The following is a 15,217-nucleotide window of genomic DNA, read 5'->3' as shown; positions in this document are numbered from 1 at the left end:
TACCTGTTAAAATCAAGACAAACGTAACAATTTTGATGCAATTACAAATTGTCTGTTCATTAAAATATAGTTTACCTCATCTCCACATCAACACATAATCCGTATCTTTACCAATCCAAAAGTTTTTATTGAATAATGAGTGACGATCTGCATCAAAACGATACACCAAACCCTAATGAAGAAAAACTACATACTGTTACCTCACTCGATGGGTTATATGAAAACTGGTTTCTTGATTATGCATCATATGTAATTCTTGACCGGGCCGTTCCGCATATTAATGATGGCTTAAAGCCGGTACAACGCCGTATCCTGCATTCGTTAAAGGAGATGGACGACGGGCGATATAACAAAGCCGCCAACGTTATTGGTAATACCATGAAATATCACCCGCATGGTGATGCTTCTATCGGCGATGCCATGGTTCAGATTGGCCAAAAAAATCTTTTGATTGACTGCCAGGGCAACTGGGGCGATCCGGTAACCGGCGACTCGGCTGCTGCTCCGCGTTATATTGAGGCTCGTTTGTCGAAGTTTGCACTTGATGTTGTTTTCAATCCGGATACAACCGTTTGGCAGGCCAGTTATGACGGTCGTAATAAAGAACCTATTACCCTGCCGGTAAAGTTCCCGCTACTGCTTGCGCAAGGTGCCGAGGGTATTGCGGTAGGTTTGGCCACCAAAATTTTACCACATAACTTTATCGAACTAATCGAAGCTTCTATAGCTGTATTAAAAGGTGAGCGTCCTAACCTGATGCCGGATTTTCCGACAGGTGGTATGGCCGATGCCTCGTTATACAATGAAGGACAGCGTGGTGGCAAGGTACGCGTAAGGGCTAAAATTATTGAGCGCGATAAAAAAACGCTGGCCATTACCGAAATACCTTTTACCACCACTACAGGAGGTTTGATAGATAGCGTGATCTCTGCTAATGACAAAGGTAAGATCAAGATCAAAAAGATCGAGGATAATACCGCTAAGGATGTTGAGATCATCATTCACCTGGCACCTGGTATTTCACCCGATGTAACTATCGACGCGCTTTACGCTTTTACTGATTGCGAGGTATCCATATCACCAAACACCTGTGTAATTCAGGATGATAAGCCGCGTTTCATGAGCGTGAACGATATGCTCACCGAAAGCACGTTCTTCACCAAAGATTTGCTTAAGCAGGAATTGGAGATCAGGTTAAAAGATTTGATGGAGAAGATCTTCTTCAGCTCCTTACTCAAGATCTTTATCCAGGAGGGGATGTATAAAAACCCCGAGTACGAAAACTCTGGCAATTTTGAGGTAGTGCTTGAAGTGTTGAACCGCTTGTTTGAGCCTTTCTTCCCCCAGTTTTATCGCACCATACAGCCCGAAGACTATAAAAAGCTGATAGATAAACCTATGAGCAGCATCACCCGCTTTGACGTTAAAAAAGCGGATGAGCAGATGAAGGCGCTCGAGAATGAGATAAAACAGGTTAAACACGACCTGAAACATCTTACCGAATACACCATTGCCTGGTTCCAGAAACTAAAGGATAAATACGGCAAGGACCGCGAACGTAAAACCGAGCTGCGCACCTTTGATAAGGTGGAGGCTGCCCAGGTAGCCTTGGCTAATATCAAGCTATACGTTAACAGGGCCGACGGCTTCATTGGCTCTGGTCTGAAAAAAGACGAGTCGGTTGAGTATGTTGGCGATTGCTCAGACATTGATGAGATCATTGTTTTCAGGGGTGACGGACGTTGCATCATCACTAAGGTACAGGACAAGGTTTTTGTGGGCAAAGACATTATCCACGTTGCCGTGTTTAAAAAGAACGATGAGCGTACCGTTTACAACATGATATATAAGGATGGCGAAAGCGGCATCAGCTATATCAAACGCTTCTCGGTAGTGGGCGTAACCCGCGATAAAGAATACGACCTGACCAAGGGTACCAAAGGCTCAAAAGTATTGTACTTTACTGCCAATCCTAACGGCGAAGCCGAGGTGGTGAACGTACAGCTTAAACCTCATTCCAAACTCAAGAAACTGCAGTTTGACGAGGACTTTGCTTCAATAGCTATCAAAGGCCGCGGTTCGATGGGTAATATCATTACCAAATACCCGGTCAAGAAAATCATACTGAAAAGCAAAGGTGTTTCAACCCTGGCCGGTCGCAAGATCTGGTATGATGAAATTTTAAAACGCTTAAATGCCGATAGCCGCGGTAAATACCTGGGCGAATTTGATGGCGACGACCGCATCCTTACCGTGCTTAGCAACGGCGTTTATGAGCTAAGCAGCTTCGATTTAAATAATCACTTTGATGATAAGATGATCCTTATCGAAAAGTATGATCCGCAGGCCGTATTTTCGATAGTGCACATCGAAGGTAAATCTAAAAACTACCTTGTTAAGCGTTTCGCATTTGAAAACATAGCGGTAGGCAAACAGGTAAGCCTGATCAGCGAAGAAGCCGGATCAAAAATGGTGTTGCTTGGTCATACCGCGCCGGTAATCAGCATGACACACCTGAAAGGCAAAGATCAAACGCCAGAAACCCTTGAACTCAATTTGGCAGATGTCATTGATGTTAAAGGTATGAAAGCCATGGGCAACCGACTTTCACAGCACCCGGTAAAATCAGTTGAATTAATCAGTGATGGCATTAAACAGGAAACTGAATCTGAAACAGCAGAAGCAGAAACTGAAACCACCGAAGAAGATGCAACAACATCAACAGAGGTAAATGAAGAACAACCGGAGGTTGTTCAAAACGATGAACCGGCAGCACCAGCCGATCAATCAGAAGAGGCACCAAAACCACCCAAAAAGATCGATTTTGAGATCACCAACCCCGACGACATCGACATGGACGACCAGGGACAATTAGGGCTATTTTAATATCAGGCCACCGGTAATAAAACCCGGTGGCTTTTTTATTTAAAACTACAGTTAAACCCACTTACGCGATACTCAAACTATTAGCAAAAAAATGTTTCTCCAGCTATAAACGCCCTTGTTTACAGCTGCATTTTCGTTATTTTTGGATATTACTAAATCCTATATCATAAACAGGCATGTACTTTGGCGGTGGCAATTATTATTATCTTATACTGATATTAGAGGCATTTTGTATCATACATAGCCTCAGGCGTGGTACTCAACAAAAATGGCTTTGGATCCTTATCATAATACCTGTTTTTGGTAGCCTGTATTACATCTATAGCGAAATACTCTCCAACCGTGGTATTCGCGCACCTAAAATCAACGTTGAGGCGGTTATAAATCCGGGGGCCAAAATAAAACGCCTTGAAGACGAGGTGCGATTTACAGATACATTTGCTAACCGTGTAAAACTGGCAGATGCCTACCTGGAAGCCGGTCTTACAGATAAGGCCTTCGAAATTTACAAGAATAGCCTTACCGGCGCCTTTGCCGAAAACGAGCACGTAATGGCACAGCTCATCGTAGCTTACTTTGAAAAGGGCATGTACAATGAGGTGATCCCAATTGCTCAAAAGCTTTATAAACTACCGCAATTTGCGCGTTCAAAAGCGCATATCCTGTATGCCAAATCGCTCGAGTTCACTTACCAGGAAAATCTGGCAGAAAACGAGTTTAAGCTGATGAAGGGCCGCTACTCCTATTTTGAACCCCGGTATGAATACGGCATGTTCCTAACCCGAGCAGGCCGGGATGACGACGCATGGCAAATTTTCACCGATATGCTCAATGAGCAATCGCAATTAAGCCCTGTTGAGCGCAAAAGCAATAAGATATGGTTTGCCAAGGCTAAAGATGAATTAAAAAAGTTATCGGCGGCGAAAAAGGCGGTGTAAGGTTTCCTTATCATTTAACACAGGCGAGTGTCATTTAGGCATTCATTTTTGTTTAAATTTAATAAATCGTATTTTTGAATATTCATTATGAATGAAAAACGCTAAAGATGAATTACAAAATATCATTCTCGGAGATGAATCGGTTGGCCGAACAAGTAAACTCAAAAAAACCCAAAGTTTCCTTAGAGCAAATGCGAAATCAAGCTTCAAATTTGAAAAACAACAGCAGCTCAAAAGCAAAGAAGCAACAGCACTAATAGCCTTTGCAGAAAAAGAAAGTCTATTTTACAAGCCGGAGATTCAAGATATCGATTTCATAAGCGAAGGCGCTGAACAAAAGGTATATCACTTTGACGATTCGCATGTAATAAAAACTAATGCAGGAATCTTCTATGAAACATGGCTAGACTATTTCAATAGCCTGCTTATCCACAATTACTTCTTTCCTGCCACAGCATATACTTTCCTTGGATTTAAAGAAATTAATGGCATACTAAACTCAGTTGTTATGCAGGAGTTTATTTTAACCTCAGAAACAACTGATCTTAACACCGTAAAAGATTTTCTGAGCTACAATGGTTTTCTAAACAAACGCAACAACGATTACTGCAATGCTGAACTGGGATTAATTTTCGAGGATTTGCATGATGAAAATGTGCTTTCCAACAATGGCATTCTATTTTTCATTGATACAGTGTTTTATATAACACCTAACTTCTACCGTCATCCTTAAGTCATACTGACATCCTGACACCATCGGGTTAAAAAATTGTTAAGCCACAAAACACAAGTAACCTTTTGCTGACATTAAAACAGTTTAGCCTGTCAATACTTGACATAATGCTTGCTTGGCATAATTGATGTTGCGTATCGGGCTGAAAACTTAAATAAAATAAAACAGTTATAACTATGTCATTAAACATTAAACCTATCGGCGATAGGGTTGTAGTAGAAGCTGCAGCAGCCGAAGAGAAAACCGCTTCAGGTATCTTCATTCCTGATACTGCTAAAGAAAAACCTCAGCGTGGAACTATCGTTGCTGTAGGACAGGGAAAAGTTGACGAGCCTTTAACCGTAAAAGTTGGTGATCAGGTTTTATATGGTAAATATGCAGGTACTGAAATTACCTATGAAGGTAAAGAGTACTTAATCATGCGCGAATCAGACATTTACGCGGTTCTTTAATCAATTAGTGAATTAGTAGGTTATTGAATTAGTGAATATTCCTGTTCAAACCGCTGGTTTAAAATCAAAGAAATTAAAAAAATAGATTATTGAAGGGCGAAATCAAATCAATCATTCGCTTATTCAATAATTCAATAATTAAAAATCATGGCAAAACAAGTTAAATACAATGTTGAAGCACGCGACGCACTGAAACGCGGTGTTGATATCCTTGCTAACGCGGTTAAAGTAACCTTAGGTCCTAAAGGCCGTAACGTAATTATCGACAAAAAATTTGGCTCACCAGCTATCACTAAAGACGGTGTTACTGTAGCTAAAGAAATTGAATTAAAAGACGCCCTTGAAAACATGGGCGCTCAAATGGTTAAAGAAGTAGCTTCAAAAACTGCCGATATTGCAGGTGATGGTACTACTACTGCTACCGTTTTGGCTCAGGCTATTGTAACTGCAGGTATTAAAAACGTTGCTGCCGGTGCAAATCCAATGGATTTGAAACGCGGTATCGACAAAGCTGTTGCTGCAGTTGTTGAAAACCTGAAAACTCAGTCACAAACTGTTGGTGAAGACAACAACAAAATCAAACAAGTTGCTTCTATCTCTGCAAATAACGACGAGGTTATCGGTTCGTTAATTGCTGAAGCAATGGAAAAAGTTGGTAAAGACGGTGTTATCACTGTAGAAGAAGCAAAAGGTACCGAAACTGAAGTTAAAACTGTAGAAGGTATGCAGTTTGACCGTGGTTACCTTTCTCCTTACTTCGTAACCAACGCTGATAAAATGGAAGCAGAATTAGAAAATCCTTTCATCCTGATCTACGACAAAAAGATCTCTTCAATGAAAGAATTGCTTCCTATCCTTGAAAAACAAGTACAAACAGGCAAACCACTATTGATCATCGCTGAAGATCTTGACGGCGAAGCTTTAGCTACTTTGGTAGTTAACAAGATCCGTGGTTCACTGAAAGTTGCTGCTGTTAAAGCTCCGGGCTTCGGCGACCGTCGTAAAGCTATGTTAGAAGATATCGCTATCCTTACTGGTGGTACTTTGATCTCTGAAGAAAGAGGTTACAAATTAGAAAACGCTGACCTTAGCTACTTAGGTACTGCTGAGAAAATCGTTATCGACAAAGATAATACTACAATCATCAATGGTTCAGGCTCTGCAGAAGAGATCAAAGGCCGCGTAAGCCAGATCAAATCACAGATTGAATCTACTACTTCTGATTACGACCGCGAAAAACTACAAGAGCGTTTAGCCAAATTATCTGGCGGTGTTGCTGTACTTTACGTAGGTGCTGCTACTGAAGTTGAAATGAAAGAGAAAAAAGACCGTGTTGACGACGCTTTACACGCTACACGTGCCGCTGTTGAAGAAGGCATCGTAGCTGGTGGTGGTGTTGCTTTCATCCGTGCGGTTGCTTCTATCGCCGACTTAAAAGGTGATAACGAAGACGAAAACACTGGTATCCAGATCATCCGTCGCGCTATCGAAGAGCCTCTTCGTCAGATATGTGAAAACGCTGGTATCGAAGGTTCAATCGTTGTGCAAAAAGTTAAAGAAGGTACTGCCGACTTTGGTTACAATGCACGTAGCGACAAATACGAAAACCTTATTGCTGCCGGTGTTATCGACCCAACTAAAGTAGGTCGTGTAGCTTTAGAGAACGCTGCTTCAATTGCTTCAATGTTATTAACTACTGAAGTTGTATTGGCTGATGATCCTGAAGATGCTCCAGCTGGCGCACCTCCAATGGGTGGTGGCATGGGCGGTATGATGTAATATACCCCTGCATTCCGCAAACTGCCGGAGTGTACCAAAATACATACTTTTCAAAACCCTGTCTGTTTTTGCAGACAGGGTTTTGTGCTTTAAAACAGGCTGTTATAGTCATAGAAAGGTAAAGCGATAGTCATTAATCAATCATTTGATTAATTTTTGAATTTTGCGCTTCAGCAAAAGCATAAATTTGCATAACAAATCCGATACAGCCCAAATCAGGCACAGGATTTGAATAATGCAGGTCATGAAACGTCTATCTCAAAAAACTAAACAAATACAAAGCACCCTGGTTGAATGGGTGTTATTCAAGGGCCCCGAGCTCTTCGTTTCCCTGTACAGTTAACAGATAATTATTAACTTTGCGCCCAGTTATGAAACTGGACGAATTTTACACACAGTTCCACCATTGGCTCATTAACCGCGGCCCCAATTATGTAGGTGGACTAATCATATTTTTTATTGGTTTATGGTTTATTAAGTTTTTGCGTGCGAGGCTTCGTTTGCGTATGATGAAGCGTGGCATTCATTCGTCGTTACAACCATTTTTCCTAAGCTTAACCATTACAGCATTATATGTTTTGCTCATTATCTGGGTAATGAACATCATAGGGCTGGAGATGAGCATTTTCACCACCATTATCGGTGCATTTTCGGTAGCGGCGGGTTTAGCCCTATCGGGCACCTTTCAAAACTTTGCCGGAGGTGTACTTATCCTGTTGTTAAAACCTTTCGAACTTGAAGACAGCATTGTAGCCCAGGGACAGGATGGCCGGGTGGTATCCATACAAATGTTTTATACCGTATTGATCACTGCTGATAACAAAACTGTCATTATCCCCAACGGTAAACTCTTTAACGAAGTTATTGTCAATGTAACCCGCGAAGGTCGCCGCCGCCTGGATTTTGAGATGCGCGTGGGTTACAGTAATGATATGGAGAAGGCAAAAGCCATCATGACAAATGTTGTAAACGCCAGTAAAGATATTCTGCATGAACCAGCCGCGCGCGTAGGTGTTATCAGCCTCGACAATGATTGTGTAAGGTTTACCATCAACGTTTGGGTTGATCCGGCTAATTTCCTTAACGCCAAGATCAACCTGCAGGAGCAAATGCTTAAAGAACTTGCAGCAGGCGGTATTAATTTCCCTAAGCCAGGGTTTTAGGCGTCGGAGAATCAGGAAGTCAAGATCCAAGAAACAAGAAATAATTGCATAGAATCAGGAAGTCAAGATTCGAGAAACAAGAAAGCCCAAAAAGAAAATTCTCTTTGGGCCTTCTTGTTTATTACGGTTCTCATCTTGATTCTTGAATCTCGACTTCCTGACTCTTTTCCTCTTGGCTCTTGAATCTTGACTTCTTGACTCTACAATTCTCAGAGTTTCTGCTTTGCTTTTATTTCCAGGTAGCGGTTCACCGTATTGATGGTAAGATTTTGAGGAGTTGTCAGTATGGATTGAATGCCGTGACTGGCAAGTTCTTTTACCATTAGCTTTTTGTCGTAGGCAAATTTTTCGGCTATGGTTTTTATGTAGATACCTTCAACATTGCTTGCAGGTTGTTCGCTCAAGGTACGTAGTTCTGTATTCTCAAAAAACACAACCAGAAGCAGGTGAAATTTGGCTATTCGTTTTAAAAAGGGCAACTGCCTTTGCAAGGCCGAGAGGCTTTCATAATTAGTGAAGAAAACGATCAGGCTCCGTTGCTTGATAACCCTGCGGGCTGTGACGTAAAGCGCTTCAAGATTAGTTTCTAAAAAATCTGTTTTCTCTTTGTACAACACCTCCAGTATTTTATTTAGCTGGGTGTATTTACTATCTGAAGGTACAACTGCGCCAATCTTCTCCGCTACGGTGATCAATCCGGCTTTGTCCTCCTTTAACAGGGCAACGTTTGATAACACCAGGCTGGCATTAATAGCATAATCAAGCAAACTCATACCTTCAAATGGCATTTTCATTGCCCGCGACTTATCAATTATACAATATACATGCTGCGCTTTTTCGTCAACAAAGGAGTTCACCATCAGGTTTCCCTGCCGGGCTGTGGCTTTCCAGTTAATGGTGCGATAATCGTCGCCGGCCACATAGTTTTTTACCTGTTCAAATTCAAGACTATGTCCAATTCGCCTGATCTTTTTTATACCGATATCAGTCAGCCGGTTTGAAATGGCCATGAGCTCATATTTGCGCATCTGTAAAAACGATGGATAAACTGCCAGCATTTCTGTCTGTTCAAAATTATACCGCCGTTCAATCAAACCCAGGGCCGATTTTACAAAAACACGGATCCAGCCAAACTCATATTCGCCGCGGCGGGTAGGCCTCAGCACATAATTGATCTGTTTACGCTCGTTTGGTTTCAAAGCAGTTTCAAACCAAACATCGCGCTTTTGAAACTGAACTGGGATCTCATCAATAATGCTTACGTTTATATTGAAAGCATAACGATTTTCGATATAAATGCTCAACTCATTCTCATCGCTGTTGCTCAATCTTTCGGGAGTAATACGCCTTGCGAATACGCCCTTGCTTGTTTTCAGCAGCATCAACAAATCAATCGCTAACAGGATGATCAGCACCCAGAAAAACAACTCTGGGATAACACCAAGCCATGGAAAAAAGAATTCGAGCAAAAACAGAAGCGCGCACACCCCAAGTCCGGTAAATAGCCTACCGGTTAAAAACAGGTTTTTATAAATTAAACCAAACAGTTTTTTCACAACCCTGGGTTAGCGTGGCACTTCAATTTTTTGAATCATCTGGGCTATAACAATATCCGGGGTTATGCCCTCCATCTCCCTGTCGGGTGTAAGCATAATACGGTGTCTTAACACCGGCGGTACTACATAAATAATATCGTCGGGGGTAACAAAATCGCGCCCATTGATTGCAGCCATAGCTTTAGCAGCATTAATTATAGCTAATGAAGCACGCGGTGAACCACCAAGTTGCAACGATTTGTTGTTGCGGGTTTCGTGAATTACTTTGGCGGTAAACTCTATCAGTTTATCCTCAACATGCAAAGCCCTTACCTGCTTCCTTAATTCATTAATATCAACGGCCGATAATACAGGAGCCACATGGCTTAGCTGATCGGCAGTTTTTTGCTGGTGCTGCTGGGTAACAATAGCTATTTCCTCTTCAAGTGTTGGGTATTTCACTTCTATTTTGAACAAAAACCTGTCTAACTGCGCTTCAGGCAGGCGATAAGTGCCTTCGTGCTCAACCGGGTTCTGCGTAGCCAACACTGTAAATGGTTCTTCCATCTTGTATTGATGTCCGTCGATAGTTATCTGCCGCTCTTCCATCACCTCAAACAGGGCCGACTGAGTTTTAGCAGGAGCGCGGTTAATTTCATCTATCAGGATAATATTGCCAAAAACTGGTCCGCGTTTAAATTCAAACTCAGCGGCTTTCGGATTAAATATCGATGTGCCCAAAATATCTGATGGCATAAGATCGGGCGTAAACTGAACGCGCGAGTACTGGGCATCGATAGCTTTGGCAATAAGTTTTGCGGTAAGTGTTTTAGCCACTCCCGGAACACCTTCAATAAGTATATGACCATCGGCCAGAATACCTGCGATAAGAAGGTCGATAGATTCATGCTGCCCGACTATGATGGTACCGAGTGTAGCTTTTATCTGTTCTACCGCAGCGCTAAGCTTGCTCAGATCGGTACGTTGTTCAAAAAATTCATTTTCCATATTTACCTGGATCGTGTATAAAATTGTTCAATAAGGTGGTTTGCTTTAATAAGTTCCTGATCAGATATAGGGGCCTGGCTTAAGATGTAATTGATAATACCAACCAGTTCACGCGTTTCTTCGATATCCATATCGGCACGGCTGGCCAGCGTTGCCGTAAATTCCGGATCAATTTTATTGGTTTGCAGCCTGTATTTCTGCCTGATGTATTCGAGCAAATAGGCTACCTTCTTTTGCGCTATGTTACTGTTGTCGCGGCGCTCATAATAAACCTGCCCTACTACAGTCACAAAACCCAGGGTACTGTTTTCAAGCGGTGTAATAACGGGGATGATACGCTGGCGGCGTTTCATCTGGTAAAGTACATAAACAATAACACTTATGAGCGAAATGAAGTAAGCCCAGCGTAATGGCTCCTTAGCAAACAACACCCTGAATTCCGATTCTTCACCATCCCGGCCAATGTTATAATATTCGTCCCAAATGATGGTTTTATTGTTTTTAAGGTATGATAATGCTTTGGCTGCGAACTCCGCGCCGTCGGGCTTCAAAAGGCTGTAATTGGTAAAAAGATTAGGGTCGGTACTTAAATACAAAGCCCCCTTTCCCATATTGAATTTTAAGACGGTGCTTTGATTGCGCGCATTCTGCACCAGCGAAATTGCCTTTGCTGTATCAAAAGCACTAAAATATTCTCCGCGAAGGTCTTTCTCTATAATATATTCTTTATGAGGATCAAGCCCGCTGTTAGTAAAATGAAGTGTATCGGGCTGTTCCCTTACCTCATAGTTGATATTCATTTCCAATTTAAATTTATTGGATAGTGTATCCCCAAAAGATGTAGATGAGATAAAAACATCGTTCCCCTGTTTAATAAAAGGGATCATCTTATCAAAATCGGGCGTTGTGATAGCCGCGTAATTGGAGATAATGATATAAGTTGCATTAGTTACCTTATGATCATGAAGCACATTATACATGGGCTCACGGTAGTTTTTCACCTTAGCACCAGGAAAAATATCAGGTAAACGATCGTATAATATTTTGCTCCCTAAGGGTATCTTAGCTTCCTTTAAATAAGACGGTGTCCAATCAATGGGTTGCGGCTGTTGATATTGGGCTACCAGGTAAATCACCAATATCAATGAAGCAATAAATATGTACGCTTTAAAATCCCTCATCCTAAGTTTTGTTTAAACTGCTTAAAAAGGGTATCTATTTCTGTAAACGACGTACTATCTACCCGGAAATCGCCGTACCATATATATTCAAACTGCCTGGTAAGTATTCTGAAGAGCCGCTTTCTTTCTCCCTCGGGCAATTCATTAAGATATGCCATATTGGTTTTGCCGGCCTCCCAGTTAATGATCCCGGCATCATTAAGCTGCTTTAAGCTATACAAGTACAGCAGCCTTACTGCAAGGCGATAATTATGCCCGGCAATAGCCTTTTCTATTTCGGCATCAAAGTTTACTTCATGAATATTTTCTATCGATTCGGAATAGGCAAAAGGTATATCACGCGCTTTGCCCCTGAAAACCGATACGGCGTTGATGCCAGTTACCTTATAAAGTATAAACAATACGAATACAATACCAATAGCCACTTCCAGGTAAAAATAAAACCTCCGCGATCCGGCAGCTGCAAACAACTTGCGGTCAATCATTTGCCAAAACCATCTCCAGAACCGGTTCCAAAGTGTTTCGCCCGGCAAATCGTCCTTGTTATATACAAATTCCTGATCCTTGAGATAGTTGTTTATTTTCTTCTCATTAAAGTTTCGCTGAGCAGGTAATTGTGCGGTATCAATCTTCAATACAGCCGGCGGAGCTTTTTTTTCCGGCGATTTCTTTCCGTTGTCATCAGCAAAACAACAGGCGACGGAAAAAATAATAAACGTTAAGGCTAAGAAAAGGCGGCGCATATCAATACTCTTCTTTAAGCTTAGCCGCTTCACCATCATCGCCCTTATCCGAGGTCAGGGGCGTCATGATACGTTCCATCAAGCCAATGCTTTCTTTATCTTCTACATAACTATAATAAGCTACCATCAGGCCGGTAACCGGCACAATATTTACTATTTGTACAACGCTCATACAAATGCAATAAATAATCACCACAACAGATGATACATTATATGGTAAAAATGTTAACGTTCCGCCCGAGATGATAAAGGAAGGAATAGCAAAGAGCAAATAAACGGTGTACACCAGGATAATAATAACAAAAATCACCCCGAAGGTGCTCCACCATTTCTTTTTTATGAGCTTAAAGCATTTTCCGAACGTGCGGCCAAAGCTGGAATTTTCGCCAATCATGATAGGGAAAAACAGGCTTAATACGGTCATAAAATAGCACATAGGCACCATTACACATATCAGGCCGGTAAAACCCGCGGCTACCGGGCTTACGAGGCTCATAGCCGCGGCAGGTAACACACATATGATTACAGTAGGAATTGCCATCAGAAACAACAGCAACATAGAGCCGGATACCCGCCAGAAATAATATTTGAAATAACCCCACACTTCATGCACGGTTGGCAATTCGCCCTTTTTCTGGTTATAGATAACTACGAAACTGGATACCGTTAAAGTTGACGCGATAACATTCAGGAAGCCGAATATCATTACCATAAAATATTCGATACCAAACGGGCTCCTGATGTATGAACCACTTCCGCCTAATGATTCTTTATGTGTATTAATTACCTTAAACTGAAGTAAAATAGAGAACAGTATATTTCCGGCTATAAAAAAACCACATAATATGGCATATGCTTTTAATAGTCCTTTCCAGTTTTGGATAATAAAAACTATGGCATCATTGATAATTTCGCCAAAATCACGCGACTGCCTTAATGTAATTTTCGGGATCATTAATTATTGTGACGGTTTAGTTTGCGGTTTAAATATATGGGGTAAATTACAATATAGGTAACAATAAATGCAAAAGATGCAAGCAATATAAAACAGCTCAGCCACTTGGGCATTTCTGTGTGCCTGGTGACAAAGCTCTCAAATATGGCAGCCATTACGATAATAGGTAATATACCCATCGTAATCTTAAGGCCATCAACAGCACCTTTTTTTAATGAAACCAGGCGGCTGTATGTTTTTGGAAAAATAATGCTGTTCCCTAATATCAGGCCTGCTGCCCCTGCAATAATGATACACGATATTTCAAGGGTTCCATGGATCCATATGACCAGTATCGACTGCAGGCCGAGTCCTTTACTTATAAAAAAGTATTGAAACGAGCCCAGCATGATACCGTTTTTCAGTAGCAGAAATAACGTACCAACAGAAAAGAACATACCGGCCACAAAGGTTAACACGGTTATAAAAAGGTTATTTTCGGCTATCTGAACAAACATTAAAAAGGGATCTTGATCCTTATAAACCCCAAAAGGATCACCTTTGGCTATATTTTCATTGGTCATGTTCACATAACCATCGCCCATGATCATGTTTACAAAAGTGTTATCATATTTTGCGGATAAAGCACCTATCAAACAAAAGGTGATAAAGAAAATGAAAGAGATAAGCAGCTGCCTGCGATACCTTGCAAATACAAGGGGCAACTCCAGCATCCAAAACTGAATAAACCGGTTCCTGCTTTCTTTTTTACTTTTATATATGGATTGATGAAAACGTGCCGCCAAACCGTTTAGGTACTTGGTTGTACCTGAGTTTGGATAAAAGGTTTTAGAGTAGGCAAGGTCGTCGGTAATTATAATAAACTGCTCTGCTAAAACATCCGGATCATTAGTGGGAATGTTTTCAAACTCTTTCCACTTCCCGGTTCGCTGCTTAATAAATAAAGCCTCTCTCATTAAATTGCAGGTATAATTTTTTGTTTAAAATAACAACAAAAAAGTAATTGGCAATCAATTTAATTTAATTACTGAAACTTATATTTGTTAGGTATGCAGACAATAGCAATAAAAACAGCACAAAATATTGATATCGATTATGAGGTAGCAGGCCTTGGCGAACGGATACTGGCCCGCCTGATAGATTATGCGCTGTACCTTGCTGTATATCTGATTTATATATGGACAAACGGATCAAGTTATCATCCCTCTGTATTTTATAGTTTCACGCTGCCGCAAATATTATTTTTGATTTTTTATGGCTTTTATGACATCATTACCGAGCTATTGTTCAACGGACAAAGCTTAGGCAAGTACATTATGAAAATTAAGGTAATAAGCCTTGATGGGGGCCGCCCGCGCTTAGGACAATATCTGTTACGCTATATTTTCAGATTGATTGATTTTGGGTTAACTCTACAAATCGGTGCGATCATATCTGTTGCTGTTACCGAAAATAAGCAGCGCATTGGCGATATAGTAGCAAACACAACCCTGGTACGCACAAAAACACGCGCGGGCATTGATACATTAAACTTTGTAGATATAGAAGACGACTATCAACCTATAATTCCGGAAGCGGTAATGCTTGCCGACTCAGATATATCATTGATACACGAAGTACTTAATCATTTTAATAAAACCGCTGACATTATTTTTGTTGACCGCATGGCCGAACGCATATGCAAACAGCTTGACATAAGCATCCCTCATGACCTTACCTCGTACAAATTTTTAGTTGCTGTTTTGAAAGATCACAATTACTATGTGTTAAACGTTAGCCCGCAACTTATTTAACCCTATCTCAAAATACTTATTTGTAACAGTATATACTTTATTCTTTCATAA

General features: G+C 41.1%; 13 protein-coding genes. 7 read left to right on the top strand and 6 right to left on the bottom strand.

Annotated elements, in window-relative coordinates:
- Positions 1-135 precede the first annotated feature (135 nt).
- From EAH55_RS27920 to EAH55_RS27895, 6 genes are all read left to right on the top strand, one after another.
- Positions 136-2,886, top strand: coding sequence for a DNA gyrase/topoisomerase IV subunit A (locus tag EAH55_RS27920; protein WP_121812583.1), 2,751 nt, complete (start codon positions 136-138; stop codon positions 2,884-2,886).
- Positions 2,887-3,062: 176 nt separating this feature from the next.
- Complete coding sequence (locus EAH55_RS27915; protein WP_121812582.1) at positions 3,063-3,824, top strand: hypothetical protein; 762 nt, start codon at positions 3,063-3,065, stop codon at positions 3,822-3,824.
- A gap of 91 nt (positions 3,825-3,915) precedes the next feature.
- Positions 3,916-4,557 carry a putative polyvalent protein kinase domain-containing protein gene (locus EAH55_RS27910; RefSeq protein WP_121812581.1) on the top strand — a complete coding sequence of 214 codons (642 nt, stop codon included), beginning with the start codon at positions 3,916-3,918 and terminating at the stop codon, positions 4,555-4,557.
- A 176-nt stretch (positions 4,558-4,733) separates the two neighbouring features.
- Positions 4,734-5,009 carry a co-chaperone GroES gene (gene groES / locus EAH55_RS27905; RefSeq protein WP_022834050.1) on the top strand — a complete coding sequence of 92 codons (276 nt, stop codon included), beginning with the start codon at positions 4,734-4,736 and terminating at the stop codon, positions 5,007-5,009.
- Between the two features lie 147 nt (positions 5,010-5,156).
- Positions 5,157-6,788, top strand: coding sequence for a chaperonin GroEL (gene groL / locus EAH55_RS27900; RefSeq protein WP_112568781.1), 1,632 nt, complete (start codon positions 5,157-5,159; stop codon positions 6,786-6,788).
- 371 nt (positions 6,789-7,159) lie between these two features.
- On the top strand, positions 7,160-7,951 hold the full coding sequence (locus EAH55_RS27895) for a mechanosensitive ion channel family protein (protein WP_121812580.1): 792 nt from the start codon (positions 7,160-7,162) through the stop codon (positions 7,949-7,951).
- A gap of 209 nt (positions 7,952-8,160) precedes the next feature.
- On the opposite strand, the gene EAH55_RS27890 is transcribed toward EAH55_RS27895, so the two are convergent.
- From EAH55_RS27890 to EAH55_RS27865, 6 genes are read right to left on the bottom strand one after another with little or no spacing between them, the layout of a single operon-like run.
- Positions 8,161-9,507, bottom strand: coding sequence for a DUF58 domain-containing protein (locus EAH55_RS27890; RefSeq protein WP_121812579.1), 1,347 nt, complete (start codon positions 9,505-9,507; stop codon positions 8,161-8,163).
- A gap of 9 nt (positions 9,508-9,516) precedes the next feature.
- Positions 9,517-10,494 carry an AAA family ATPase gene (locus EAH55_RS27885; protein WP_121812578.1) on the bottom strand — a complete coding sequence of 326 codons (978 nt, stop codon included), beginning with the start codon at positions 10,492-10,494 and terminating at the stop codon, positions 9,517-9,519.
- Between the two features lie 2 nt (positions 10,495-10,496).
- Positions 10,497-11,675, bottom strand: a complete 1,179-nt coding sequence (locus EAH55_RS27880; RefSeq protein WP_121812577.1) for a DUF4350 domain-containing protein — start codon at positions 11,673-11,675, stop codon at positions 10,497-10,499.
- On the bottom strand, positions 11,672-12,418 hold the full coding sequence (locus EAH55_RS27875) for a DUF4129 domain-containing protein (RefSeq protein ID WP_162997078.1): 747 nt from the start codon (positions 12,416-12,418) through the stop codon (positions 11,672-11,674). The genes EAH55_RS27880 and EAH55_RS27875 overlap by 4 nt, the downstream gene beginning before the upstream one ends.
- Before the next feature lies 1 nt (position 12,419).
- Positions 12,420-13,373 carry a hypothetical protein gene (locus EAH55_RS27870; protein WP_121812575.1) on the bottom strand — a complete coding sequence of 318 codons (954 nt, stop codon included), beginning with the start codon at positions 13,371-13,373 and terminating at the stop codon, positions 12,420-12,422.
- Entirely contained in the window at positions 13,373-14,329 is a 957-nt protein-coding gene (locus tag EAH55_RS27865) for a stage II sporulation protein M (protein WP_121812574.1), read from the bottom strand. The genes EAH55_RS27870 and EAH55_RS27865 overlap by 1 nt, the downstream gene beginning before the upstream one ends.
- Before the next feature lie 93 nt (positions 14,330-14,422).
- On the opposite strand from EAH55_RS27865, the gene EAH55_RS27860 reads away from it, so the two are divergent.
- Positions 14,423-15,166 carry an RDD family protein gene (locus EAH55_RS27860; protein ID WP_121812573.1) on the top strand — a complete coding sequence of 248 codons (744 nt, stop codon included), beginning with the start codon at positions 14,423-14,425 and terminating at the stop codon, positions 15,164-15,166.
- Positions 15,167-15,217 lie beyond the last annotated feature (51 nt).

It is taken from the genome of Mucilaginibacter kameinonensis, assembly GCF_003675385.1.
Classification (GTDB): domain Bacteria; phylum Bacteroidota; class Bacteroidia; order Sphingobacteriales; family Sphingobacteriaceae; genus Mucilaginibacter; species Mucilaginibacter kameinonensis.
Note: the sequence above shows the minus strand (reverse complement) of the source record. Positions and strands in the feature narration are given on the sequence as shown.

Excerpts from the sequence above, each read along its gene's own strand:
- groES (WP_022834050.1), top strand. The coding sequence starts at position 4,734 with ATGTCATTAAACATTAAACCTATCGGCGATAGGGTTGTAGTAGAAGCT.
- EAH55_RS27875 (WP_162997078.1), bottom strand. The coding sequence starts at position 12,418 with ATGCGCCGCCTTTTCTTAGCCTTAACGTTTATTATTTTTTCCGTCGCC.
- EAH55_RS27860 (WP_121812573.1), top strand. The coding sequence starts at position 14,423 with ATGCAGACAATAGCAATAAAAACAGCACAAAATATTGATATCGATTAT.
- EAH55_RS27870 (WP_121812575.1), bottom strand. The coding sequence starts at position 13,373 with ATGATCCCGAAAATTACATTAAGGCAGTCGCGTGATTTTGGCGAAATT.
- EAH55_RS27895 (WP_121812580.1), top strand. The coding sequence starts at position 7,160 with ATGAAACTGGACGAATTTTACACACAGTTCCACCATTGGCTCATTAAC.
- groL (WP_112568781.1), top strand. The coding sequence starts at position 5,157 with ATGGCAAAACAAGTTAAATACAATGTTGAAGCACGCGACGCACTGAAA.
- EAH55_RS27865 (WP_121812574.1), bottom strand. The coding sequence starts at position 14,329 with ATGAGAGAGGCTTTATTTATTAAGCAGCGAACCGGGAAGTGGAAAGAG.
- EAH55_RS27920 (WP_121812583.1), top strand. The coding sequence starts at position 136 with ATGAGTGACGATCTGCATCAAAACGATACACCAAACCCTAATGAAGAA.
- EAH55_RS27885 (WP_121812578.1), bottom strand. The coding sequence starts at position 10,494 with ATGGAAAATGAATTTTTTGAACAACGTACCGATCTGAGCAAGCTTAGC.
- EAH55_RS27910 (WP_121812581.1), top strand. The coding sequence starts at position 3,916 with ATGAAAAACGCTAAAGATGAATTACAAAATATCATTCTCGGAGATGAA.
- EAH55_RS27880 (WP_121812577.1), bottom strand. The coding sequence starts at position 11,675 with ATGAGGGATTTTAAAGCGTACATATTTATTGCTTCATTGATATTGGTG.
- EAH55_RS27915 (WP_121812582.1), top strand. The coding sequence starts at position 3,063 with ATGTACTTTGGCGGTGGCAATTATTATTATCTTATACTGATATTAGAG.